Below are 21,624 nucleotides of genomic sequence, written 5' to 3'. Positions count from 1 at the left end.
TCGCTAGGGAAACTTCGCGCTCTGGCAATCGTCAGAGCAGTTTAAGCAGCTCAAACGACGGCTGGACTGACCGCTTGAGGTCAACAATCACTCCAGACTCAAGGCAAAAATGAAGCAATATTTCGGTATTATGAGAAAGTTGTTCTGCCTTTAAGGCAGCAACATTCAGCCTTTCCCGTCTGGAGTAGATATCGGTATGGTGACTCTCAAAATTGTCGTTTATATAGTCGTTGCCTTCTTCAGCCTGCTCTTTGTGTTTGGATTTTTGTCCAGCGATCCTTCCCGTAACCCAAAACGCCGGGATCTGGAATAAACAGCGATCGCTTTATGCCTCAGGCCGATGTCGGGGCAGCAGTCCACTGCGAGGCACCCTACTCAGAGTGCAGTTGAGGATAGGCATTGGTGCTGTCCGCTCAACTCCTGTTGCTAGAAGATGCCCCAACCAGTTCCGCCGCCCCCACCGCCTGCGATTATCAACACGTTGCCGCCAGAGGATGTCACTCCTCTAGCTGTCTCCGCTCAAACAATTGCATCGGATTCCCAGCGAACCCTGCAACCTGAGACCCTTGCTGCCCCGACGCAGCCGGAAACATTTGCGCCGGAGTCTTCTTCCTCGCTCTCTGTAATTTCTATCCCCACCAGAAAAGCTGCCCCCCTTGGTGCCCCAATTTCAGTGGGTCATCCAATTGTCAGGAATGGGAGTGGTAGGGAAGAAGCATCTGTGCAGACAGACCAGAATGACGACGACCCTGCATTATCAGCACAACGGCTTCGCCCTTACGCATACCCAGACCAGGATTTTCCGAACGTTGCTGAATTTGATGCTTCGTCGGTAGAAAATCAAGAGTCAGAACCTAGGGAAGAGAACGCTGAAAGTCAGGCTGCGATCGCAAAAGAACGCGCGGCAACTCCTATGTTGCAAAAGCATCTGCCGAGTGTCGAGCAACAGCCTCCAGAACCCTCAGAATCTCCGGAATCTCCGGAATCTTTGCCGAGTGAAACTCCGATAGAGCCTACTCCTCCAGCGCCCCTGTCGGAGGGTGAGCCTTGGCCTGAAGAGGAATTGGCACCGGCACCGGCATCAGCACCCGCACCTCCCACCCCAGAAAATCAACCAGCACCCGCCCCCGCCCCCGGTACGACGCCACCTCCGCCTACGACTTCTGGCGGTACGGGAGGCGTTGTGGAATTAACTTCTGACCAGCAAGAATACGACGTAGATCGACAAGTCGTTACAGCAGAAGGCGATGTTGTCTTGCGCTACCAGGGTGCGGTAGTAGATGCGGATCGGCTACAGGTAAACTTGCCGAATCGCGTTGTAGTGGGCGACGGGAATGTCGCCATGACGCGAGGCGAACAAGTGCTACGGGGCGATCGCGTTGAGTATTATTTTGCCCAGGATAGCGGCTTCCTCTTAAATGCCAGTGGCGAGATTTACCAGCCTTCAGCAGGGGCAGATTTTTCGAGTCCTTTACCCAATGATGCCAGTGCTGCTGCTGCCTCAGTACGACCGTTAAGCGATCGCATTACCGCCAACCAACCCGTCTCGAATGTCACCAGTCCCGGCGGTTACGGATTGGTCGTTGGGGCTAGCCAAAACATCCAAAACCAGCAGCCGTTTCAGGAAGGGGGCGCAATCAACCGGCTACGCTTTCAAGCCGATCGGGTGGATTTCGACTCCGAAGGAGCCTTTGCCACTAATGTTCGCCTAACCAACGACCCCTTTTCGCCACCAGAACTTGAGGTACGGGCAGATACAGCCAGATTCAGGCGGATTTCGCCCCTGGTAGATGAAATTACCACTACCCGCTCTCGCGTCGTTTTTGACCAGGGTTTTTCAATTCCGATTTTTCAAGATCGGAGAGTGATTGACCGGAGCGAAACCGAACCGGGTCTCGTCACCTTTGGGTATGATGCTGAAGACCGAGGTGGTGTGTTTGCGGAACGAACCTTTCAACTGATTTCTACCAACCGCGTGCGATTGCGCGTGACCCCGCAATATTTTCTTCAAAAAGCCGTTTCTGAGGGAAGCTTCGTCGATCCCTCCGTATTTGGTTTCAGGACTAGACTAGATGCCACCCTCAGTCCTACCACGACCCTGAGAGGGTCGGCTGTTTTCACCAGTCTAGATCCGGAAGAGATCGCAGATGACCAGCTACGAGCGAGCCTGCGGCTGCGCCAGATTATCGGCACCCGACTACCTCATACTTTGAATTTAGAATATAGCTACCGCGATCGCCTGTTCAACGGCTCCCTCGGCTATCAAACCGTCCAGAGTAGTTTAGGCGCAGTTCTGACTTCTCCGGTCATTCCCTTAGGGAATACTGGCATCAACCTCACTTATCAAGCTGGTGCCCAGTTCATTAACGCAGATACAGACCGTTTAGACTTGCTCGAACCAGGGCAAACCAATAACCGCGTCAGTCTCAGTCGCTATCAAGCAAGTGCCTCCCTCAACCGCAACTTTTTACTTTGGAGGGGTAAAGCTTTGCCTGCCACGCCCACCGAAGGATTGCGCTACACACCCGTGCCAGTTGTTCCCTACGTGCAATTAACGACGGGCGTCACTGGCGTTTATAGTGGTTACAGCAGTGGGGATAGCCAGGAATCCCTAAGCGGAAACATTGGGCTGCAAGGACAATTCGGTCATTTCTCTCGACCTTTTTTAGATTACACCGGGTTTAATGTTACTTACTCTCAAGTTGCTCGTGGTGGCATATCACCTTTCTTATTTGACCGCCTTGTGGATACCAGCGTCCTTTCCGCTGGCATCACCCAACAGATTTATGGCCCGTTTCGCCTAGGTTTTCAAACCTCGGTCAATTTAAATACTAGCGAGAGCATCAGCACCGACTACTTTCTGGAATACAGCCGCCGCACCTACAACGTTGTCCTGCGTTATAACCCTGTTTTGGCGCTGGGTTCTATCAGTTTTCGGCTTAATGACTTTAACTGGCTAGGTACTCCGGAACCGTTCCCTGGCTCTGGCGTCCGTCCAGTCGTGCAAGGGGTTTCTCGTTAGAATTGAGAGTGCAACGCTTTAAATAAAACCCCCAAACAGGTGCGTGCTGTTGGGGGTTTTATTATTTAGCCCATGCGAGCTGGCTCTTTTTATACCAGCAAACCTTTAGTCTACGGGTTTCGGTTGCTTTTTCTTAAATTTCTTTTGCCGCTGCTTCACCGCAGTAATCGCATGGTCAGCCGGGAATCCGATTAATGGAATCACCTGATATTGCCGCTCTTGTTCGAGCTTTTTTACCTCCGTGTAATCGGCCCAGTGGATACAATCGACCGGACAGGTATCAATGGCTTCTTGGATGACTTCTTCCGAGTCTCCATCCTGCCGAACTACACGCGATCGCCCATAATCTGGCTCAATATAAAAAGTATTGCGAGCAACATGGGCACAGTGCTTGCAGCCAATACAGGTTATTTCATCAACATAGACGCCTTTTTGCCGCAGGGTGCCACCCAACTCCGGCTCCAGACCGGATCGTTCCGGTGCATCCCGCAAAATACCACCTAACTCTGGCTCCATGCCAGAACGTTCGGGACTTGGCTGCTCAGGAGTTGGGGAATCAGACATTAGGCACTCCAGCGTTGTACAACTAGACGGATTGAACCATCCTCATTTTGTTTTTGCTCGGCAACTTGGAAGCCCTGCATTGCAGATTCCTTAACAACCGTGTGGTAAGCATAACGCTGAGTCACTCGGTTGAGAAACCGCTCTACAGAACCCGTTTGCTGCCAATACTGTAGGTCAGCAACGAGTTCGTATTCCTGACCATTCCAACTAAAGCCGATGTCATAACCATTTTCTTGCTCAATGGCAACATCAGCAGTACGGGTTTGACCGCGATAGCCGCGCACTGTTTGCGGGCCAGATTTCCAATCTATTCCCAGGTCGGTTAAAGCGGCTTCTAAGGAGCCAAGATTCCGGATTTGAGTTTTGATGTTGCTAAAGTGTGACATGGCGATTTTTCAAATAAATTAAGTTTGAATCAAAAAAAACTTACCACTCGCTATAAGTTGCCCCGGCTGTTGCTGCCGCAGTCTGATGAATTACTGAGGCAAAAAATTCAGAAGTCGGTTCCTGAGTTAGCACCAGTCCCAATTGGGCTTCAATCGCAGCAGTCACTTCGGCACAGGATTTCCCAGTAATTCCGGTGACTTTCTCCTGCACCCGACCATCCGGATAAATGATAAACTCTAGCGTTTCCATGCTCGTTATGTTAGGGCTTGCTCAAGTTATGCGGCGGCATGAACCATACTGCTGATGCTGCCGGATAAGATATCTTTCTTAGAACTGGCTCGCTGGGGCAGAGGCATTAATAAATTAATGTTGCTCAAATGTTGAGCAATTGAGTCACAACGAGTTAAAACGTAACAAAACTTAATTAATTAAGCGGACTGTACTTTGATTATTTGTCAGTGTCGCTTAACTTTACATCTGCGTCAAGATAGATAAATTATCCGAAATCGGGCAAAAAAGCCAACAGACTTCTTGAGCGATCGCCCTGCCTCATTGAAGTGAACGAACTGGATCGTCCAGGAGCCAGGATAATTAAAGTTTGTTCAATTGCAGGAAGACGCTATGAGTGCAGAGCAAGTCACAGGTTCAATCAACTCCCCAACCCCCATTCGAGTGGGCGTCTTGGGCTTTGGTGGACTGGGGCAGGCTGCCGCCAGAGTGCTTGCGCCAAAACGCGAGATGATCTGGGTTGCAGCTGCTGACCAGAAAGGCTATACCTACGCCGCCCAAGGGTTAGATCCAGATGCCAGCATTGCGATTTACCAAACGAGAGGTTCGCTTGGCTATTTAGAGCCGACAGGCACCCTCAGTAGCCAGAGCATCCAGGACTTAATCGAACAGGCTAAGCCGGTAGATGGATATTTCCTAGCACTGCCCAATCTGCCCAATACCTTTATGGCGTCCGTGGCGCGGCAATTTATTCAATCTGGCTGGCGAGGGGTTCTGGTAGACGCCATGAAGCGTACTAGCGCTGTCGAGCAGCTACTGGAGCTACAAGAGGAACTTCTTGCCGCAGGAATTACTTATCTGACTGGCTGTGGGGCGACGCCTGGGTTGTTGACGGCAGCAGCGGCTCTTGCTGCCCAAAGTTATGCTGAAATCCACAGCGTCAAGATTACGTTTGGAGTCGGGATTGCGAATTGGGAAGCTTACCGAGCGACGATTCGGGAAGATATTGCCCATCTACCAGGCTACGATGTGGAACGCGCCAGAGCCATGAGCGATGCCGAAGTGGAAGCGTTACTGGATCAAACCAACGGCATCCTGGCTCTGGAGAATATGGAACACGCGGATGATGTAATGCTGGAGCTGGCTGGGATTTGTCCGCGCGATCGCGTTACGGTCGGCGGCGTCGTCGATACCCGCAATCCCAAAAAACCACTCAGCACAAATGTCCAAGTGACGGGTCGCACCTTTGAAGGCAAGATTTCTACCCATACCTTCACCCTTGGCGATGAAACCAGTATGGCAGCCAATGTCTGCGGTCCTGCCTTCGGCTATCTCAAAGCCGGAGTCGCACTCCATCGTCGAGGCATTTACGGTTTATTTACCGCCGCCGAAGTCATGCCGCAATTTGTCAAATAGTTAACAGGTTGAAAGTGGGTACGTTGGCAGGTTGATTACACTTCAACCTGCTTCAACCGTCAAACGTTTGGACTTTCCGGCAAAAAAGATTCCTCTACCTGTTCCTCAACATCCAACATTGGTGTCTGGATGACAAAGGGGAGACAGGCTCCCATTAGGCCTCGCTTAATTCGTTCTGGCGTCTCTGGAAATACAACAAACAAGGGATATAGCTTGTCAGCACCCTCGCTGAAAATGTGTTGATGGCGAAGCGGCATCAACCACTCATATTCTTTGTCCAGCCACACCTGCGTCTGCCGCCAGCGACTCAACAAGTCGGAGAAGTCTTCTTGGGGACGGTGGATAAAGACAAAAATCTCCACCCCCATTTTGATTTTCCATTCGGGGTCACACATTAAAAGTGCCACATCGCAGGGCAAGCGAATGGCTTCTCCTCTAGATGTGACAACGCTAGTGCTTTCTGTTTTAGAGGAGGCATGGCGAATTCGCACCACCGGCAAAGGAATGGCGATCGCGCTCTCCTCAGACCGGCGCATGCTGGGAATCATCTCCAGATAAGGTCGGTGCTGCTTGAGTAGTGCGATCGCTCCAGACAGGTTACTGTACTCTGCCAAGCTAGCTTCGTAATAGGATTGCTTAATAAACATATTTTGATTTTAAATTTTCAATCTTAGATTGGAGATTAGGTCATTGTTCAGTACCATAGCCTCTCCATCCCAAATCTCATTCCCAGCTTTGTCTGGGAATGAGAAAAATCCAAAACCTGAAATTAATTAGCCTAGTTTGTCAAACACTGCAAACATGGGGAGATACATTGAAAGCAAAATCACCGCTACCATCCCCGCTAATACCACCATCATGATGGGTTCGAGAACGCTGGTAAGTGCTTTCACCGCTTGCTCAACCTCATCTTCATAGAAATCTGCCACTTTCATCATCATGGCATCTAACTGACCTGTCTCTTCTCCAATACTAATCATCTGAATTGCCAGTATTGGAAAAACTTGCTCTTTTTGCAAAGCTAAGCTCATCATCCCACCCTGTTGAATGTCTAGCTTGGCTGCTTCCACCGCGTTAGCAATCACCTGGTTCCCTGCCGTATCTCTCACAATATCCATACAAGTGAGAATGGGCACTCCAGAACGAGTCAATGTTCCAAAAATGCGGCAAAAACGAGCAACACATGATTTCTCATTCAAGTCACCCAATAGCGGCATTTTCAAGAAAAAGCGATCCATCGTCACACGACCAACCGGAGTCTTGTAATACTGCCTGTAAACAAAAGAGGCAACGATAAAAGTAATGATAGGGATGATGATCCTCCAACTTCTGAGGATGTCGCTGATCCACAGCATGAACAGGGTCAGAGCAGGCAATTCGGTTCCCAAATCTTTGAAAATGCCAGCAAAGATCGGGATCAGAAACACCGTCATACAAATAAAGACAATGATTGCCAAGATTCCCACCGCTACGGGATATGCCATTGCCCCTTTGACTTGGTTTTGCAGGCGTGCCATATCCTCTAGGACTTTGGCTAGTCGGTTGAGTACCTCATCGAGGACACCACCGACCTCACCGGCTTGCACCATACTGACGTAGAGATTATCGAAACACTCTGGATGTTTACGCATCGCATCCGAGAGATTCACACCTTGTTGAACCTCAGAGCTAATTTCCACAAGCGCTTTTTTGAGCTTAGGATTGCTACATTGCTCGGAAAGCACACCCAAGCATCGAACAATCGCCACACCGGCGTTGACCATTGCGGCAAATTGACGAGAAAAGACGGCTTTGTCCTTGACTGTAACCTTCGCTAAAGAAGTTTGAATGTCTTGTAGGTTTAATTTGCTCAGGTCAAAGCTTTGAGTTTCTTTGATATTTGCAACAGAAACCCATTTTTCGCGTAGGGCGTCGCGGGCGCTGCCAAGGGAGTCGGCAACAATTTTGTCTTTCTTAGCGGCTCCTTTAGAGTCCCGAACATCAGCAATATAGGTAGGCATACCTCACCTCTAAATGAAAGAAGAATGGCTTTTTAAAGGAAAATTTTTGTAATTGGAGGGTGTCGTTCCGGGGAGGTTTTTGACAATTTCTGCTGAGGGCTGCCAGGTAGCCCTGAGTGAATATGTTTCGGTCTGGGCTACCTGGCATCACACCAGCTGATTGCAATAGGTTTTACACCACCTTAAACCTACCGAGCGCCCGCTTTTGCTCCCGTCGCGGGTGATGTTCCCAGGATACGCTGTAATTCTTCAGGTTTAGATGATTTGCCCATCGCCGCCTCAAAGGAGATGGCACCAGCTTTGACATAGCCAGCTAGAGCCTGTTCCATCGTCTGCATTCCCAATTTTGCTCCAGTCTGAATAGCAGAGTAAATTTGAGCAGATTTTCCTTCTCGGATCAAGTTAGCGATCGCTGGCGTTACCAGCATGATTTCCTGAGCCATTACCCGACCATATTCACCCGGTTTCGGATTGTGTTTGGGCACTAAGCATTGGCTGAAGACTGCCAATAACGAACCAGACAACTGAGCGCGGATTTGGGGCTGTTGCTCTGGGGGGAACACGTCCAAGATGCGGTCGATAGTACCTGCTGCTGAGCTGGTGTGCAAGGTGCCGAACACCAAGTGACCCGTTTCAGCCGCTGACACCGCCAGACCAATGGTTTCCAAGTCGCGCATTTCCCCTACCAGGATAATATCCGGGTCTTCCCGGAGCGCGGCTCTCAGCGCATTCGCAAAGCTCTTGGTATCTTCGCCTTTTTGACGCTGGTGAAACAAGCTCTTGATGTTCGGGTAAACATATTCAATCGGGTCTTCCACCGTGAGAATGTGTTCTGCCCGCGTCCGGTTGATCAAGTCGAGCATCGCAGCCAGGGTGGTGGTTTTACCAGAACCCGTTTGCCCAGTCACCAACACCATTCCTCGGGGTCTGTGAGTCAATTCCCGCACCACATCTGGCAGACCCAACTGGTCAAAGTTCGGAATTTTAGAAGACAACGCTCTTAAGCACGCCGCATAGTAACCCCGCTCTTTGTACACATTGACCCGGAAGCGAGCCAATCCCTTAACCCCATAAGAGCAGTCTAGTTCCCAGTTTTGCTCTAATTCCTTACGCTGCGTGTTGTTCAGCATACTGAAGATGAGTTTCTGACACTCCTGGGGAGGAAGCGGTTCGTCACCGATGGGATTGAGTTTCCCACTGATTCGGAAGTAAACCGGCGCTCCTGCCTGAATGTGCATATCTGAGCCGCCCATTTCAATGAGTTGCTCCATCAAGTCTTCAATCATTAATTCCATGAGGCTGTCTCCTGGGGTGATTCTTGATTTCTCAGTTGCTAATTTTCCTTGACTAAGGGCGTAGCTTGGGTGATTGCCATTCGCCATTAGCGATTGACATTTATTCTGAAAAGCGAGGCGTCATGCAGTAAGGACAATCTAGCCACTCTGGTTTTAACTCAGCAGTGCAAGTGACACATTCTAGACCGCTCTTCCGCTTGGCTTTGAGTTCTGCCTCTAGACCAGAATCTGTAAATGTCACCCGTTCTACTTCTTCGAGAGTGGTATAACCTTGCCGTACCAGGTCTAAGCTGTATGCCAGCAATGTCTTCATCCCTTCTTCCACGGCTGCTTCTTTAATGCGCTCGGTGGGGGCACCTTGGCTGATTAAATTTTGCAACCGTTCGGTCACGCGCATGACCTCATAAACACCTACACGTCCCTTATAGCCAATGCCATTGCATTTTTGGCACAGAGCATTTCTGCTTTTGGCTTCCTTCGCTTCATCGGGTTGTAAAGTATTGGCTTTGTAGAAGGTAAAATCCCCGTCCCCAGAAGCTGATAAACCAAACCGACCGAGTTCTTGTGAAGTGGGTGAATAGGAAAGGCGACACTCGCTACAAACACGCCGCATCAGACGTTGTGCCAGAACGCCAATCAGCGAACCCGATACCATGAATGGCTCGATGCCCATTTCGTCTAAGCGGGCGATCGCACCGGCGGCATCGTTGGTGTGTAGGGTTGTCAGCACCAAGTGTCCGGTTAGTGCTGCTTCAATTGCGGTTTTTGCCGTTTCTTTGTCCCGCGTTTCACCCACCAGAATGACATCCGGATCTTGGCGCATGAAGGCTCTTAAGATCGAGGAAAAATCCATCCCCTTCTCTCGAATTACCTGTACCTGAGTAATCCCAGGCAAGGCATACTCAATTGGGTCTTCTGCCGTACTGATATTAATTCCCGGATCGTTCCGTTCTGCCAGAACCGAGTACAAGGTGGTAGATTTACCAGACCCAGTTGGCCCGGTTACCAAAATCAAGCCAAAGGGACGGCTTGCCATTTCTCTGACAATTTCTAGCGATTCTGAATCGGAAATTAACTTATCCAAACCTAGCTGGGTGGAAGAGTTATCGAGAATTCGCAAGACCACCTTTTCGCCGTAGCGACTGGGTAAGGTATTCACCCGGAAGTCAACCTTACGCCCTTCAAATACCCGCCGGATACGACCATCTTGGGGCATCCGCCGCTCGGCAATGTCTAGCTCAGCCATGATTTTGAAGCGAGCTGTGACGGCTGGGATGATTTTTTTCGGGAACGGATCGAAGGCTTGTTGTAACACCCCATCCTTCCGGAAGCGAATGCGTAAAAATTCTTCTTGAGGTTCAATATGAATGTCTGAAACCTGTTCTTGCAAACCCTTGAGGAGGATTCTGTTAACCAGGTTGATGACGGGAGCGCCCTGTGCATCCTCTACATTCAGGTCATCTTCAATTTCAGGAGGCGCATCTCCTAAGTCGTTCAAATTATCCAGAACGTCTGAGACATCCACAGACTTTTGGATTCGCGCTACTTCCTCTTTCCTTGTTTGCTCATCCTTGAATTGGTTAATTAGATTCAAACAGTCTTCCAGAGTGATTACCATTCGCTGCAAGGCGATGCCCTGGGGTCGCAAGATGCGGTTGAGATCGTCCTGAGCCGCTAAATTATCCGGATCGACCATTGCCACCAGTACCGAGGGGGGCTGGGTGTCATTTTTTGTTAAGGGTACCAGTTTATAGCGACTACAGATATCAATCGGAATCAGGGTTTCAATCAATGACCCAATCTGAGGAGTGGGAATTTGGCTGATTTCCGGATCTAGCGATTCAACTCCGTAAAGAATTTTGAGTTCAAAAAGCTGTTGTTTTTTATACTGACGTAGCAAATCTGGAGGAAGCGATCGCCCAGTAATCGTTTCTAGAACCTCGGTTAAGGGTCTACCAGACTTGCGGCTTTCGACCATAGCCTGCCGCATTTGGTCCGTGTCAACATAACCTGCCTGAATCAGCTGGTTGCCGAAGGGCGAAAACTCATTGCGGACAGCAAGGGCGCGATTTCGTGGTGAGGATTGAGTCATAGATCCGTGAGAATACCTCTTTACAAATTGTTCCCAAAACCATGAGGCAAAATTGCTATCGTCAGCCAAAAACCAAATTTTTACGGTTTAGACAACCGACTGGGGCTTGCACCCCCGCAGTATCACCAGACCGTTTCCTCATTTATTCTGAGTTGTTGTGGCGCTATTTAAGGGCAAAGCTGAGGCGATAAGCCAATGTTGCTCCTCACTAGCCGCAAGCAGTAATATCCGTACAACGATGCTGTAAGTTTTAAGATTTAAGACCTGCCGGAGCATTGGAAAACTCAGGCATGACTTGGTTAATGACAAAGAGCGTGTAAGGCTGAATGTGGTAGGGAACATTCACGATAATAGCCTTAACCAAGTCTTAGGCGCAGGATTGTCTTAATTAATTTTGCGATTTATACATAGTTTACTGTGCCTATTGTCTAGATTCTGGTGTCTGGCACGCTCACTCGTTCAATGGGTGTCCGGAAATTCGTGAAGATGACGTTACAATCTGAAAATAGGCAAATCGCTTCTATAAGAAAATTTTGTGCAAATGCCAGCAGATGGCATCGCTTGGCACTGGCATCGCTTGACACAATTTAGGGTTGGCGTGTTTATACGGTTTTCCCACCCAAGCCTTGTCAGAAAGTCAAGCTAAAAGCCGTAAAGAGTATTGGCAGGATGCCTGGGCACACTATGATTCTAAAAAGGGGAAAGTTTTTTAGCGATGCGCCTGTTCTCTCCATCCCTACCTCAGGGAGCGGTGGGACACCAACCTGATACAGAAGGGGAGGTGATACTGGCGACATCGACAGGACTACCCATTAAACAAGCGCGAGCAGTCTCTTAGCTGGGATGAGAGCCCAATGAACGAGGAAGAAAATCAGCAAGACAATACTTCATCTCCCATGGTTGATGACCAGGCGGTGGCACAGGGAATGGGGGTTGAACCATTATCTGAAACGGGAACCTTGAATGGAGAACCTTCAGGGGAGGCGTCAGTATATGGAACAAGCCAATCATCTGATGCGGTATCAGATGCCAGTGCAACATCCGGAGCAATCGGTACAGAGGAAAGTAACGTAGAAGCAGCCAGTAACGCAGCGGCTATGGAAGCATTGACGCGGGAAGTGGAGGCTTTAAAAGCGCAAGTGGAAGAACGCACGCAACAGTGTGATTCTTTCAAAACTCAGTACATGAGGATAGCCGCAGATTTTGAAAATTTCCGCAAGCGGACTCTCAAAGAGAAGGAAGACTCAGAGGTGCAGATCAAGTGCGCCACCATTACTGAGTTACTGCCCGTAGTGGATAATTTTGAGCGGGCGCGATCGCAAATCAAGCCGCAAACTGATGGAGAATGGAGCATCCACAAAAGCTACCAGAGTGTCTACAAACAGCTGGCGGACGCTCTCAAGCGCATCGGAGTATCTCCCATGCGTCCGGAGGGGCAAGATTTCGATCCCAATCTCCACGAGGCGGTAATGCGGGAGCCAACAAATGAGTATCCAGAAGGCACCGTAAGCGAACAGCTAGTGCGGGGCTATTTCTTGGGCGATCGCGTCTTGCGCCACGCCCTCGTCAAAGTTGCTGCGGCTATGGAGCCCGTGGTACCCTCAGAGGAAGATCATCCGCTTTCTGGCGAAAGTTAATGGAGTTTGATGCACTGCATCGACGGTTGAAGGCGTCAGAAATTACAATCAAATTGATGGAAATCTGGAGCCGGGTCCGAACCATTCCGGACAAACAATTCGACGACTACTCAACAAATCCTGCACACCTTTACTACAGCTAGCTATGGGAAAAGTCATTGGCATCGACTTGGGCACGACCAATAGTTGCGTGGCTGTTTTAGAGGGGGGGCAACCCATCGTCATCTCTAACACAGAAGGCGGGAGAACGACCCCCAGTATCGTCGGATTTGGCAAGGGAGGCGATCGCTTAGTCGGTCAATTGGCGAAACGGCAAGCTGTTACTAATGCCGAAAATACGGTATACAGCATTAAACGCTTTATCGGTCGCCGCTGGGATGACACCGAAATAGAGCGATCGCGCGTGCCCTACACTTGTATCAAAGGTCGCGATGATACCGTCGATGTCCAAATTCGGGGACGCAACTACACCCCCCAAGAAATCTCAGCGATGATCCTGCAAAAGCTAAAGCAGGATGCAGAAAACTTTCTGGGCGAACAGGTAGACCAGGCAGTAATCACTGTACCAGCCTACTTCACAGACGCTCAACGGCAGGCGACAAAAGACGCCGGTACCATTGCCGGACTGGAAGTTTTACGGATCATCAACGAACCCACCGCAGCCGCTCTTGCCTACGGCTTGGATAAACAAGATCAAGAGCAGTGCATTCTGGTGTTTGACTTAGGTGGCGGCACCTTTGACGTTTCCGTACTCCAATTGGGTGACGGCGTTTTTGAAGTCAAAGCTACCTCTGGAAACAACCATCTAGGCGGAGATGACTTTGACAACAGCATTGTCCGCTGGATGATCGAAAACTTCAAACAGGAAGATTCGATCGACCTGGGAACTGACAAAATGGCTCTCCAGCGGCTGCGGGAGGCAGCGGGGAAAGCCAAAATAGAACTTTCCAGCATGGGCAGCACCTCCATCAATTTGCCATTCATCACTGCCGATGAAACCGGACCCAAACATTTGGAGATGGAACTTTCCCGTGCCCAGTTTGAAGAACTCGTCAACCATTTGGTAGAAGGTACCATTGAGCCAGTGGCTCAGGCGATCAAAGATAGCGGTTTGACAGCCAATGAGATTGACCGGATCATCCTGGTGGGAGGTTCAACCCGAATTCCTGCCGTTCAAGATGCCATTAAGAAGTTTTTTGGCGGCAAAGCACCCGATCGCTCGATTAACCCAGATGAAGCAGTGGCGCTCGGAGCAGCGATCCAAGGTGGCGTCTTAAGCGGCGAAGTCGAGGATTTGCTGCTATTGGATGTTGCCCCCCTAAGCTTGGGCATTGAAACCTTGGGAGAAGTCTTCACAAAAATTATTGAGCGCAATACTACAATTCCCACTACGAAATCCCAAGTTTTTTCCACCGCCACTGACGGACAAACAAGCGTAGAGATTCACGTCTTGCAGGGTGAGCGGGCGATGGCGAAAGACAACAAAAGTCTTGGGAAATTCCTCCTAGCAGGAATTCCCCCCGCTCCCAGAGGCATCCCTCAAATTGAAGTGTCCTTTGAAATTGGCGTTGATGGAATTCTCAAAGTATTGGCTCAAGACAAAGGCACTGGTAGAGAGCAGAGTATCCGGATTAGCAATACCGGCGGCTTGAGTGCCAGCGAAGTCGAACGGATGCGGCACGAAGCTGAAACCTATGCCGAAGAAGACCAGCGTCGGATGCAAGTAGTGGAGCTGAAAAATCAGGCTGATAGCTTGTTCTACAGCTATGAATCGACGTTAAATGACAACGGGGAGATGGTTGCCGAGGATCTCAAGACGCAGGCAAATAAAAAGGCTACAACGGTGCGAGCAGCACTGGCTAACCCCTCAATCAGTGTTGAGGAGATCAAACAACAGATTGACGATTTTCAACAGACACTGTTTGCAATTGGTGCCGCCGTGTACCAGCAAGCCAGCGGACGCGAGTCACCGGATGATTACGAAAGCCTGGAAAGTGAGATATCCCCAGAGTTTAGTGAAACGCCTGATTCCACACCCGATGACGACGACTTTAGATTCGATGACGATAATACCGTTCAGGCTGACTACGAACCAGTTGACTAAATCAATTAAAAATTAAAAATTGACGAATCTCTAAATTTTTAATTTTTAATTTCTCCTAACCCTTAACCCCTAAAGAAGCAGCGTTCTATGGCCCGCGACTACTATGAAATTCTCGGGGTCTCCCGTGACTCAGACAAAGAGGAAATTAAGCGTGCCTATCGCCGTCTGGCCCGGAAGTATCACCCGGATGTCAATAAAGAGCCAGGGGCGGAAGAACGCTTTAAAGAAATTAATCGCGCCTACGAAGTCCTTTCGGAACCAGAAACCCGAAGTCGCTTTGATCGCTATGGGGAAGCCGGAGTAGCTTCGGGTGCCGGAGCTAGCCCAGACTTAGGCGATCTCGGTAACTTTGCCGATATTTTTGAAAGCTTCTTCAGTGGGTTTGGGGGTGCCGGGGGTCAAACGGCTGCTCGCAGACGTAGCGGTCCCGTGCGCGGTGACGACCTGCGGTTAGATTTAAAGTTGGAATTTCGAGAAGCCGTGTTTGGGGGCGAAAAAGAAATCCGGATTCCCCATCTAGAAACTTGTGCTACCTGTAGTGGTGCGGGTGCCAAGCCGGGAACGCGACCGCGAGCCTGTCCGACTTGCAGTGGTTCCGGTCAAGTGCGTCGTGCGACACGGACTCCGTTTGGTAGCTTTACCCAAGTCTCTGTATGCCCTACCTGTAACGGTGAAGGGCAGGTAATTGAGGACAAGTGTGAAACTTGCGGAGGCGTCGGGCGCAAACAGGAGACGAAAAAGCTAAAAATTACTATCCCTCCAGGGGTAGATAATGGAACCCGGCTGCGCGTTTCTAAAGAAGGAGACGCTGGTCTGCGCGGTGGGCCTCCGGGAGATTTGTACGTCTATTTGTTTGTTGAGGAAGACGCAGAGTTTCATCGGGATGGGATTAACGTCCTGTCAGAGATTAAGATTAGCTACTTGCAGGCGATCTTAGGATGCCGTCTGGAAGTGAATACAGTGGATGGGCCGGTAGAGTTAACCATTCCGGCGGGAACGCAACCGAATACGGTGCTGACACTAGAAAATCATGGGGTACCTAAACTAGGAAACCCAGTCAGCCGGGGAGATCACCTGATTAATGTAGGAATTGATATTCCCAATCGGATTACGGCTGAAGAACGGGAACTGCTGGAGAAATTGGCTAAAATCAAAGGCGATCGCACTGGGAAAGGCGGGTTAGAAGGATTTTTGGGAGGGTTATTCAAGTGATCGACAATCCAGCGACTGCAACGGATGTGCCGGACGCTCAGCTGGACTTGCGGGGGACGCCTTGCCCGATTAACTTCGTTCGCACTAAACTCCGCCTGGAACAAATGGCACCCGGCAGCTTATTAGAAGTGTGGTTAGATCCGGGTGAGCCAATTGAGCAGGTTCCTGATAGTTTAGCGATGGCAGGCTACACAATTGAAGAGACGCGATTCATTGCGTCTGAAGACCGCACAGGCTTTTTTGCCCTGAGGGTGCGGCGTCCAGCTTCCCTATGAGTTCTGTACCACCTCCTTCGCTGCCGCCGACAGGAGAGAAGAGTGAGGAGCAATTTCCAGATCCGGTTGAACGGTTGGAAGCTTCTTCGCCGTTAATGGGGACGGTGGTGGCTGTACAGGCGAATTTCTACCAAGTGCGGCTAGACCTCCGTAGTCCGGAGTTGGGAGTTCACACCCCACTCGTAACTCCCTTTCTCCTTTGTACTCGTCGGGCAAGGCTAAAAAAAATCGGTCAGAAGGTGATGGTAGGCGATCGCGTTCTGGTTGAGGAAGCGGACTGGGCAGGGGGACGGGGTGCGATCGCCGAAGTTTTCCCCCGCAAAACCGAACTGGATCGTCCTCCAGTGGCAAATGCCCAGCAAATTCTTCTGGTTTTTGCTCTGGAAGAACCTACGTTGGATGCCTATCAATTGAGCCGTTTTCTGGTAAAAGGAGAGTCTACTGGCTTAGAGGTCTGCCTTTGTTTAAATAAAAGCGATTTGGTGACAACTGACCAACTCAACCAATGGCGCGATCGCTTGCAAGGGTGGGGCTACCAACCGATATTTATCAGCGTCCACACAGGTCAAGGTCTAGAAGAATTCCAGCATCAGCTGAATCATAAAATTACTATCTTTGCCGGTCTTTCTGGCGTTGGGAAATCCAGCATCGTAAACTATCTTATTCCCAGCGTCAATCTGCGCGTCGGGGAAGTTTCCGGCAAACTCAGCCGAGGGCGTCATACGACGCGACACGTTGAATTGTTTGAATTACCGACAGGCGGATTCATTGCAGATACCCCTGGATTCAACCAACCAGACTTGGATGCGACTCCGGAAGAGTTGGTGCATTATTTCCCAGAGGCACGGCAGCGCTTAGCGGTTGCCCGATGTCAATTTAGTGATTGCCTGCATCGGGATGAGCCGAATTGTGCGGTGAGGGGGGATTGGGAACGTTACGAGCATTATCTAGATTTTCTGAAAGATGCGATCGCGCTTTCTACTCATCTGAACCAACAAGCCGATCCCGATGCAACCCTGAAAATGAAAACGAAGGGTAAAGGGCACAGTCAATACGAACCCCGGTTAGAAGCCAAAAAATACCGTCGTCCTTCCCGTCGGACTCAACAGCAGGCGCTTGACCAAGTGTATCAAGACACTGATTTTTCAGGAAAGATGGAAGATGAATAAGCAAGAAGGGCACGATTAGCGTCGGGCTGACCAGTTGCGTCTATCTACTTTCGCACCGCCTAATATATCTACGCTTCCAATAATGGTGTTGTCAGAAATGCGCCCATTAAACTGCATGGTTACGAGCTTCCCTTGCTTCGGCTGTGTAACTTTAAAACTAAGTTGGTCGCCGGTTAATTTCGCTTCAGTAATCGGTATTTCGTCATTGCTCATTCTCACCGTTCCCGTAACTTCTTGGAACTGTTGACGTAGTTGCAACGTGTAAGGGTTTTTGCTCCCAACGGATTGCATATTCCATTGCCAAGTTCCTGTTACCTGTGCTGGAATCACCCAATAGAAAACTCTGTGAATGCGAGAACCGACCCGCAACACTTCAGTACGATCGGGTTTCCATTCCTTCATATCGAACTGGTGAGAGACAACGGGCGTTCCCGGTTTGAGTTCGCGCAGCAGTTTTGGTCGCAGTTGGACGTTAACTTTAGGCAACAGGTAAAGCGTCACCACGGTAGCCTCGCTGAGGTCAGTTTGGAACAAATCTTGCTCGACAAACTTCACGCGATCGCTCACACCTGCCGATCTAGCTTTTTCGTTACTTTCCTGAATCAGCCGGGGGTTAATCTCGAAACCGACACCTTTCGCACCAAATTCCTTCGCCCCTGCGATAACCAGCCTGCCATCGCCAGAACCCAGATCGTAGACGACGTCATCTTTTGTGACGCCAGCCATCTTTAGCATCGCTGTCACCACCTCGTTAGGCGTTGGCACATAGGGCACATCAGTCTGCGATCGCACCCCCTCCGGCAGGGGTGGAGGTTGAGCCTGGGAGACGGATAGAGATCGCCCTTCTTGCCAGATGAAGAGGCTGCTAACACCCACACACAACACCAAAAAGCCAAGGATTCGCTTTAAACGCATAGCAACTGATGACCTTTGTGAATGTGACGCTTCTCCTTATCTTGCCAGAAGCGATCGCTTGTGAAAACTAGATTGCCAGAAAGAGCGATCGCTTCCCATCACTCGTCTTTTACAAATTTTACAAACCGCTATAAATTACTTTTGGCTACAAGTTGCCAGTCTCGACGCGAGAGAAGACATTTCCACAATTAAAAATGAAGAACCCACGTCACCCCTAAGATATAAATTAAGCGATTGCATCCAAGGAAGATGTCCTGCTGGTACATCCAAGCTGGAGGTAAGTGAAATAGAGCACCAGTACGTTTTAACTACAAGTTTGGAGAAGGTTCAATAATGGTATTAGTTAAAGGCTTTTATGATGACATCCACTTCACTGAAAGTAATATTAGTGGATTTAATATTGTGGGCAACGACCTAATGATCGATATACATTCTGGTCTAGAAATTTATCCTCCTCATCCCTTGGCAAATAGCCATACAATGTCAGCTCCCTGTTGCTTAATATTTAAAAATGTAGTGTCATCCCAAAGAACTTTCTCTATTTATGCAGGAGATCCCAAAAAAGATGGATTCAAAGAAACTAAGAAAGTTTTTGATAAGGTAAGTGAGCCTGAACCTAATAAAGCTTATGAAGAATATGGTGTGGAAGGAGTATTGCTAGAACCAAAAGCATGGATTAGCTGGAAGATTATTGCTGAGGAATTTTCTGTTGATGATTTAAAGGAATAGCATAAATTCTGCTGAAAGTTTTAATTTTTACTTACCCCTAACTTACTAGCAACAGCATAGGAAAACTATAGTGTTTTAGCGAACCAAAGCTTCTAAAATGAATCTGGATGTTGCTTACTTAGAGGCTTTGGTATCACCTATCTTGCTAAAGATAGGTGATACCAAAGCCACCTTCGCCTAATTCTTTCTCGATGGTGTACTTACCATCATGTAGTTTTTGTCCTGCTACCCAAGGCATTTCCTATAATTCCGAGACGCTTGGGTTCATTTTGGCACAGTATCAAGAAAGCGATCGCTCACTTAAACTTTATTGAATGTTACGAGATCGCTTATTCTTGCACTACTTCCAACAAATCTTCAATTAACACATCAAACGTTCGCGCTAACTTTCGTAAAGCAGCTAAGTCAGCCATCACCATTCCCGGTGACACTGCATAAGTTTTAATTGTGCTGTATGAGACTCCGGAACGTTCGGAAACCTCCTTCAGCGTCCAGCCTTCCTTGGCGGCAAACTCCCTAATCCGCAACTTTATTAACTCTGTTCTTGACATAGAGTTTAAATTTCGACTAAAATATTTTATCCAGTAAAAAGCGATCGCCCTTTGGCGTCGGAAACTGAAGAGCGATCGCTAATTCCACAAAAACTCCATGATATTGGAGTTAATTCTTATGATATCAAGCTCACAGCCTGAAGCAAGGGTTGTTCATCAATTGGCTCGGTTTGTGACGAAAGAAGCGATCGCTCTTTTGCTTAACCTCAACCCGCAACAGATATATCGGATCGACTGCTGGCAATATGTCATCCACGTTGTTGGCAAAGGCGTGAGTACGTTTGTCAGCTATGCGGATCTGCCACCCATTTTAGGAGCGGAGACACCCTCTGCTAGAGATTTCCTTAGATGGCGCAAGCGTTGGCGAAACAATCAATATAAAGCCCCCGGCTTTTGGGTAAAATTTTACGAGCAGAAACTAAAAACAGCCCCTTCTTTGGCAGAAATGTACAGATGGGGTGAATTGCTGAGCGTCATTAAATCTGTGCTGTCAGAGGCTCAATTGCAGCGGTTGCGGAGTTTCTACGCCCAGAAAAAACAAGCAATGGAAAGTTTTCAAACTCAACTGGTTTAAGGATTAATTTCGAGATATATTGCTAACCTGCTTCTCAAAAACAAAGCGATCGCTCTTTGTTTATCAGCTTACAAATCGGGACGTGCCAACAGCGACTCGCCAACCGTTACAAAACAACCCCAGACACCCCCCGAACCCCCGACTCTCCACCCAGGAAGATGTCCGGGGGGAGCATCCGAAGTGAAATTGAGGTCATTCCACCACAACCAAGTGTCGTTGACGTGCCAACCCACGCGATCGCCAAACGTGACAAAATTATTTTCACACTCTTGGTAAATGCGCTTCTGGACACTCAAGCCAAAGCGTCCGTTGCTATAGTTTACCCAGAGAGTATCGATGGTGCGTAAATCTTGCCCTGGAAACGATTCAATGTGTTCGTAATCCAGCCATTCTTCGTCCCGACGGGCTACCTTCAGCATAATCGCCGCCGTTTCCAAATCGGCTTCTTTCCACTTCCCTGCTGCCAATAAATCTCGCAGATGACGGTAATTTTCCCCCGCCTCCGGACTCAGCTTGTTGTGGGAAGCGTCTGAAGGGACAAACATTGTCGTGGGAAGCGTGGTGTTAGACGTAGTAATGACCGATTCAACGTTTCGGATGGGTAACGTCGCCGCATCTTGATTCAGACTGCTGAAATTGAATAAATCCAACCAAGCTTGCACGGAAGCAGGGCGATTCTCTGGTTCAAACTCCATACCTTGGAGAATTGCCAACTCAATGCGATCGCTAATACTGGAATTAATTTGTCTCGGTGCTTCTAAGGAAACTTTCGCCGCCCTAGCAAAAGCCGGAGTCGGGCGCTTTCCCGTGAGTAAGTAATACAGAGTTGCAGCGAGGGCGTAGACATCCGTATACTCGCCTCGCCTCGCTTCCTCAGCATATTGCTCAATCGGTGCAAAACCGTGGGTTAAAGCTTGAGTATGAGCTTGGGTAGTATCCCGGATAAACTCCCGTGCAATCCCAAAATCAATCAAAACTGCCTCTAATTTTCCAGAACGCAGCATGATGTTGTGCGGCTTTACATCCCGATGCAGCAACCCTTTATCGTGAACGACAGTCAGGGCTTCGCCAATCTGCTGAATGTAGCGCAGTGCTTCTATTTCCGATAGCAGTCCCCACCTGTTCACCCGCTTCCATAAATCTTCCCCTTCTACATACTCCATCGCCATACAGGGAAGTGAGCCTTCCTGAAAAGCATTGTCAATCTGCACGATATGAGGGTGACGACATAAGGCGAGGCGTAGCGCCTCATCTCGGAAATCCCGCTGAAATTTATCCCGGAAAGAAGCGAGTTCTGGGTTGTTGAGGACATCCTCTTTCAGCGTCTTGATGACAACTTGATTGCCTTTTCTGTCTTTAGCAAGATAGGTAATCCCAACACCACCCTGACCCAGCGGTCTTTCGATGATATAGCGATCGCCGTATAACCTCTGCCCAGCTGCCCAAGCCATAGC

Annotated in this window: 21 protein-coding genes; 10 read left to right on the top strand and 11 right to left on the bottom strand. The window is 49.2% G+C overall.

Annotated elements, in window-relative coordinates; genetic code table 11:
- The first annotated feature begins 196 nt into the window (after nt 1–196).
- Both H6H02_RS19735 and H6H02_RS19730 read left to right on the top strand, forming a co-directional pair.
- The gene (locus H6H02_RS19735; protein WP_190413836.1) at nt 197–313 is read left to right on the top strand and encodes a photosystem II reaction center protein I; all 117 of its coding nucleotides are present in this window, start codon (nt 197–199) and stop codon (nt 311–313) included.
- A 120-nt stretch (nt 314–433) separates the two neighbouring features.
- Nucleotides 434–3,022 (top strand): DUF3769 domain-containing protein, encoded by a 2,589-nt coding sequence (locus tag H6H02_RS19730; protein ID WP_190820872.1) that lies wholly within the window; start codon nt 434–436, stop codon nt 3,020–3,022.
- Nucleotides 3,023–3,127: 105 nt separating this feature from the next.
- Here the strand turns inward: H6H02_RS19730 and H6H02_RS19725 are convergent, their stop codons facing one another.
- From H6H02_RS19725 to H6H02_RS19715, 3 genes are read right to left on the bottom strand one after another with little or no spacing between them, the layout of a single operon-like run.
- On the bottom strand, nt 3,128–3,586 hold the full coding sequence (locus H6H02_RS19725) for a ferredoxin (protein ID WP_190820870.1): 459 nt from the start codon (nt 3,584–3,586) through the stop codon (nt 3,128–3,130).
- Nucleotides 3,586–3,972 (bottom strand): DUF1257 domain-containing protein, encoded by a 387-nt coding sequence (locus H6H02_RS19720; RefSeq protein WP_190820868.1) that lies wholly within the window; start codon nt 3,970–3,972, stop codon nt 3,586–3,588. The genes H6H02_RS19725 and H6H02_RS19720 overlap by 1 nt, the downstream gene beginning before the upstream one ends.
- A 40-nt stretch (nt 3,973–4,012) precedes the next feature.
- The gene (locus tag H6H02_RS19715) at nt 4,013–4,222 is read right to left on the bottom strand and encodes a DUF2997 domain-containing protein (RefSeq protein WP_190820866.1); all 210 of its coding nucleotides are present in this window, start codon (nt 4,220–4,222) and stop codon (nt 4,013–4,015) included.
- Between the two features lie 372 nt (nt 4,223–4,594).
- Between H6H02_RS19715 and H6H02_RS19710 the strand changes: the two genes are divergently transcribed.
- Nucleotides 4,595–5,617 (top strand): saccharopine dehydrogenase-like oxidoreductase, encoded by a 1,023-nt coding sequence (locus tag H6H02_RS19710; protein WP_190820864.1) that lies wholly within the window; start codon nt 4,595–4,597, stop codon nt 5,615–5,617.
- A gap of 59 nt (nt 5,618–5,676) precedes the next feature.
- Here H6H02_RS19710 and H6H02_RS19705 read toward each other — a convergent pair whose 3' ends face one another.
- The 5 genes from H6H02_RS19705 to H6H02_RS26900 form a co-directional block, all read right to left on the bottom strand.
- The gene (locus H6H02_RS19705) at nt 5,677–6,264 is read right to left on the bottom strand and encodes a hypothetical protein (RefSeq protein WP_190820862.1); all 588 of its coding nucleotides are present in this window, start codon (nt 6,262–6,264) and stop codon (nt 5,677–5,679) included.
- 126 nt (nt 6,265–6,390) lie between these two features.
- Nucleotides 6,391–7,617: a type II secretion system F family protein gene (locus H6H02_RS19700; RefSeq protein WP_190820860.1), complete on the bottom strand. Its 1,227-nt coding sequence runs from the start codon at nt 7,615–7,617 to the stop codon at nt 6,391–6,393.
- A 188-nt stretch (nt 7,618–7,805) separates the two neighbouring features.
- Nucleotides 7,806–8,912, bottom strand: a complete 1,107-nt coding sequence (locus H6H02_RS19695; protein ID WP_190413828.1) for a type IV pilus twitching motility protein PilT — start codon at nt 8,910–8,912, stop codon at nt 7,806–7,808.
- Between the two features lie 100 nt (nt 8,913–9,012).
- Nucleotides 9,013–11,004, bottom strand: a complete 1,992-nt coding sequence (locus H6H02_RS19690; protein ID WP_190820858.1) for a GspE/PulE family protein — start codon at nt 11,002–11,004, stop codon at nt 9,013–9,015.
- 428 nt (nt 11,005–11,432) lie between these two features.
- A complete protein-coding gene (locus H6H02_RS26900) occupies nt 11,433–11,588 on the bottom strand; it encodes a hypothetical protein (protein WP_206757301.1) in 156 nt (51 codons plus the stop codon).
- 270 nt (nt 11,589–11,858) lie between these two features.
- On the opposite strand from H6H02_RS26900, the gene grpE reads away from it, so the two are divergent.
- The 5 genes from grpE to rsgA all read left to right on the top strand — a co-directional run bounded on the left by grpE (nt 11,859) and on the right by rsgA (nt 17,401).
- Nucleotides 11,859–12,641: a nucleotide exchange factor GrpE gene (gene grpE / locus H6H02_RS19685; RefSeq protein ID WP_190820856.1), complete on the top strand. Its 783-nt coding sequence runs from the start codon at nt 11,859–11,861 to the stop codon at nt 12,639–12,641.
- Nucleotides 12,642–12,786: 145 nt separating this feature from the next.
- Complete coding sequence (gene dnaK / locus H6H02_RS19680; protein WP_190820854.1) at nt 12,787–14,745, top strand: molecular chaperone DnaK; 1,959 nt, start codon at nt 12,787–12,789, stop codon at nt 14,743–14,745.
- An 87-nt stretch (nt 14,746–14,832) separates the two neighbouring features.
- On the top strand, nt 14,833–15,957 hold the full coding sequence (gene dnaJ / locus H6H02_RS19675; RefSeq protein WP_190820852.1) for a molecular chaperone DnaJ: 1,125 nt from the start codon (nt 14,833–14,835) through the stop codon (nt 15,955–15,957).
- The gene (locus H6H02_RS19670; RefSeq protein ID WP_190820905.1) at nt 15,957–16,232 is read left to right on the top strand and encodes a sulfurtransferase TusA family protein; all 276 of its coding nucleotides are present in this window, start codon (nt 15,957–15,959) and stop codon (nt 16,230–16,232) included. Before dnaJ ends, H6H02_RS19670 begins: the two co-directional genes overlap by 1 nt.
- Nucleotides 16,233–16,327: 95 nt before the next feature.
- Nucleotides 16,328–17,401, top strand: a complete 1,074-nt coding sequence (gene rsgA / locus H6H02_RS19665) for a small ribosomal subunit biogenesis GTPase RsgA (protein ID WP_242040790.1) — start codon at nt 16,328–16,330, stop codon at nt 17,399–17,401.
- A gap of 15 nt (nt 17,402–17,416) precedes the next feature.
- Here the strand turns inward: rsgA and H6H02_RS19660 are convergent, their stop codons facing one another.
- Nucleotides 17,417–18,316, bottom strand: coding sequence for a class I SAM-dependent methyltransferase (locus H6H02_RS19660; RefSeq protein ID WP_190820848.1), 900 nt, complete (start codon nt 18,314–18,316; stop codon nt 17,417–17,419).
- A 333-nt stretch (nt 18,317–18,649) separates the two neighbouring features.
- Between H6H02_RS19660 and H6H02_RS19655 the strand changes: the two genes are divergently transcribed.
- Nucleotides 18,650–19,045, top strand: coding sequence for a hypothetical protein (locus H6H02_RS19655; protein WP_190820846.1), 396 nt, complete (start codon nt 18,650–18,652; stop codon nt 19,043–19,045).
- 329 nt (nt 19,046–19,374) lie between these two features.
- On the opposite strand, the gene H6H02_RS19650 is transcribed toward H6H02_RS19655, so the two are convergent.
- The gene (locus H6H02_RS19650; protein WP_190413812.1) at nt 19,375–19,596 is read right to left on the bottom strand and encodes a helix-turn-helix transcriptional regulator; all 222 of its coding nucleotides are present in this window, start codon (nt 19,594–19,596) and stop codon (nt 19,375–19,377) included.
- A gap of 118 nt (nt 19,597–19,714) precedes the next feature.
- Here H6H02_RS19650 and H6H02_RS19645 point away from each other — a divergent pair, with 118 nt between their 5' ends.
- Entirely contained in the window at nt 19,715–20,170 is a 456-nt protein-coding gene (locus tag H6H02_RS19645) for a hypothetical protein (protein WP_242040789.1), read from the top strand.
- Between the two features lie 68 nt (nt 20,171–20,238).
- On the opposite strand, the gene H6H02_RS19640 is transcribed toward H6H02_RS19645, so the two are convergent.
- Nucleotides 20,239–21,621, bottom strand: a complete 1,383-nt coding sequence (locus tag H6H02_RS19640; protein ID WP_190820842.1) for a serine/threonine-protein kinase — start codon at nt 21,619–21,621, stop codon at nt 20,239–20,241.
- Nucleotides 21,622–21,624: the final 3 nt, after the last annotated feature.

This window comes from Coleofasciculus sp. FACHB-1120 (assembly GCF_014698845.1).
In the GTDB taxonomy this organism is placed as follows: Bacteria; Cyanobacteriota; Cyanobacteriia; order Cyanobacteriales; family FACHB-T130; genus FACHB-T130.
This window is presented reverse-complemented; position numbering and strand designations above follow the sequence as displayed.

What these genes read in the sequence shown, in the direction of transcription:
- H6H02_RS19735 (WP_190413836.1), top strand. Translation starts at nt 197, where the DNA reads ATGGTGACTCTCAAAATTGTCGTTTATATAGTCGTTGCCTTCTTCAGC.
- H6H02_RS19730 (WP_190820872.1), top strand. Translation starts at nt 434, where the DNA reads ATGCCCCAACCAGTTCCGCCGCCCCCACCGCCTGCGATTATCAACACG.
- H6H02_RS19725 (WP_190820870.1), bottom strand. Translation starts at nt 3,586, where the DNA reads ATGTCTGATTCCCCAACTCCTGAGCAGCCAAGTCCCGAACGTTCTGGC.
- H6H02_RS19720 (WP_190820868.1), bottom strand. Translation starts at nt 3,972, where the DNA reads ATGTCACACTTTAGCAACATCAAAACTCAAATCCGGAATCTTGGCTCC.
- H6H02_RS19715 (WP_190820866.1), bottom strand. Translation starts at nt 4,222, where the DNA reads ATGGAAACGCTAGAGTTTATCATTTATCCGGATGGTCGGGTGCAGGAG.
- H6H02_RS19710 (WP_190820864.1), top strand. Translation starts at nt 4,595, where the DNA reads ATGAGTGCAGAGCAAGTCACAGGTTCAATCAACTCCCCAACCCCCATT.
- H6H02_RS19705 (WP_190820862.1), bottom strand. Translation starts at nt 6,264, where the DNA reads ATGTTTATTAAGCAATCCTATTACGAAGCTAGCTTGGCAGAGTACAGT.
- H6H02_RS19700 (WP_190820860.1), bottom strand. Translation starts at nt 7,617, where the DNA reads ATGCCTACCTATATTGCTGATGTTCGGGACTCTAAAGGAGCCGCTAAG.
- H6H02_RS19695 (WP_190413828.1), bottom strand. Translation starts at nt 8,912, where the DNA reads ATGGAATTAATGATTGAAGACTTGATGGAGCAACTCATTGAAATGGGC.
- H6H02_RS19690 (WP_190820858.1), bottom strand. Translation starts at nt 11,004, where the DNA reads ATGACTCAATCCTCACCACGAAATCGCGCCCTTGCTGTCCGCAATGAG.
- grpE (WP_190820856.1), top strand. Translation starts at nt 11,859, where the DNA reads ATGAACGAGGAAGAAAATCAGCAAGACAATACTTCATCTCCCATGGTT.
- dnaK (WP_190820854.1), top strand. Translation starts at nt 12,787, where the DNA reads ATGGGAAAAGTCATTGGCATCGACTTGGGCACGACCAATAGTTGCGTG.
- dnaJ (WP_190820852.1), top strand. Translation starts at nt 14,833, where the DNA reads ATGGCCCGCGACTACTATGAAATTCTCGGGGTCTCCCGTGACTCAGAC.
- rsgA (WP_242040790.1), top strand. Translation starts at nt 16,328, where the DNA reads ATGGGGACGGTGGTGGCTGTACAGGCGAATTTCTACCAAGTGCGGCTA.
- H6H02_RS19660 (WP_190820848.1), bottom strand. Translation starts at nt 18,316, where the DNA reads ATGCGTTTAAAGCGAATCCTTGGCTTTTTGGTGTTGTGTGTGGGTGTT.
- H6H02_RS19655 (WP_190820846.1), top strand. Translation starts at nt 18,650, where the DNA reads ATGGTATTAGTTAAAGGCTTTTATGATGACATCCACTTCACTGAAAGT.
- H6H02_RS19650 (WP_190413812.1), bottom strand. Translation starts at nt 19,596, where the DNA reads ATGTCAAGAACAGAGTTAATAAAGTTGCGGATTAGGGAGTTTGCCGCC.
- H6H02_RS19645 (WP_242040789.1), top strand. Translation starts at nt 19,715, where the DNA reads ATGATATCAAGCTCACAGCCTGAAGCAAGGGTTGTTCATCAATTGGCT.
- H6H02_RS19640 (WP_190820842.1), bottom strand. Translation starts at nt 21,621, where the DNA reads ATGGCTTGGGCAGCTGGGCAGAGGTTATACGGCGATCGCTATATCATC.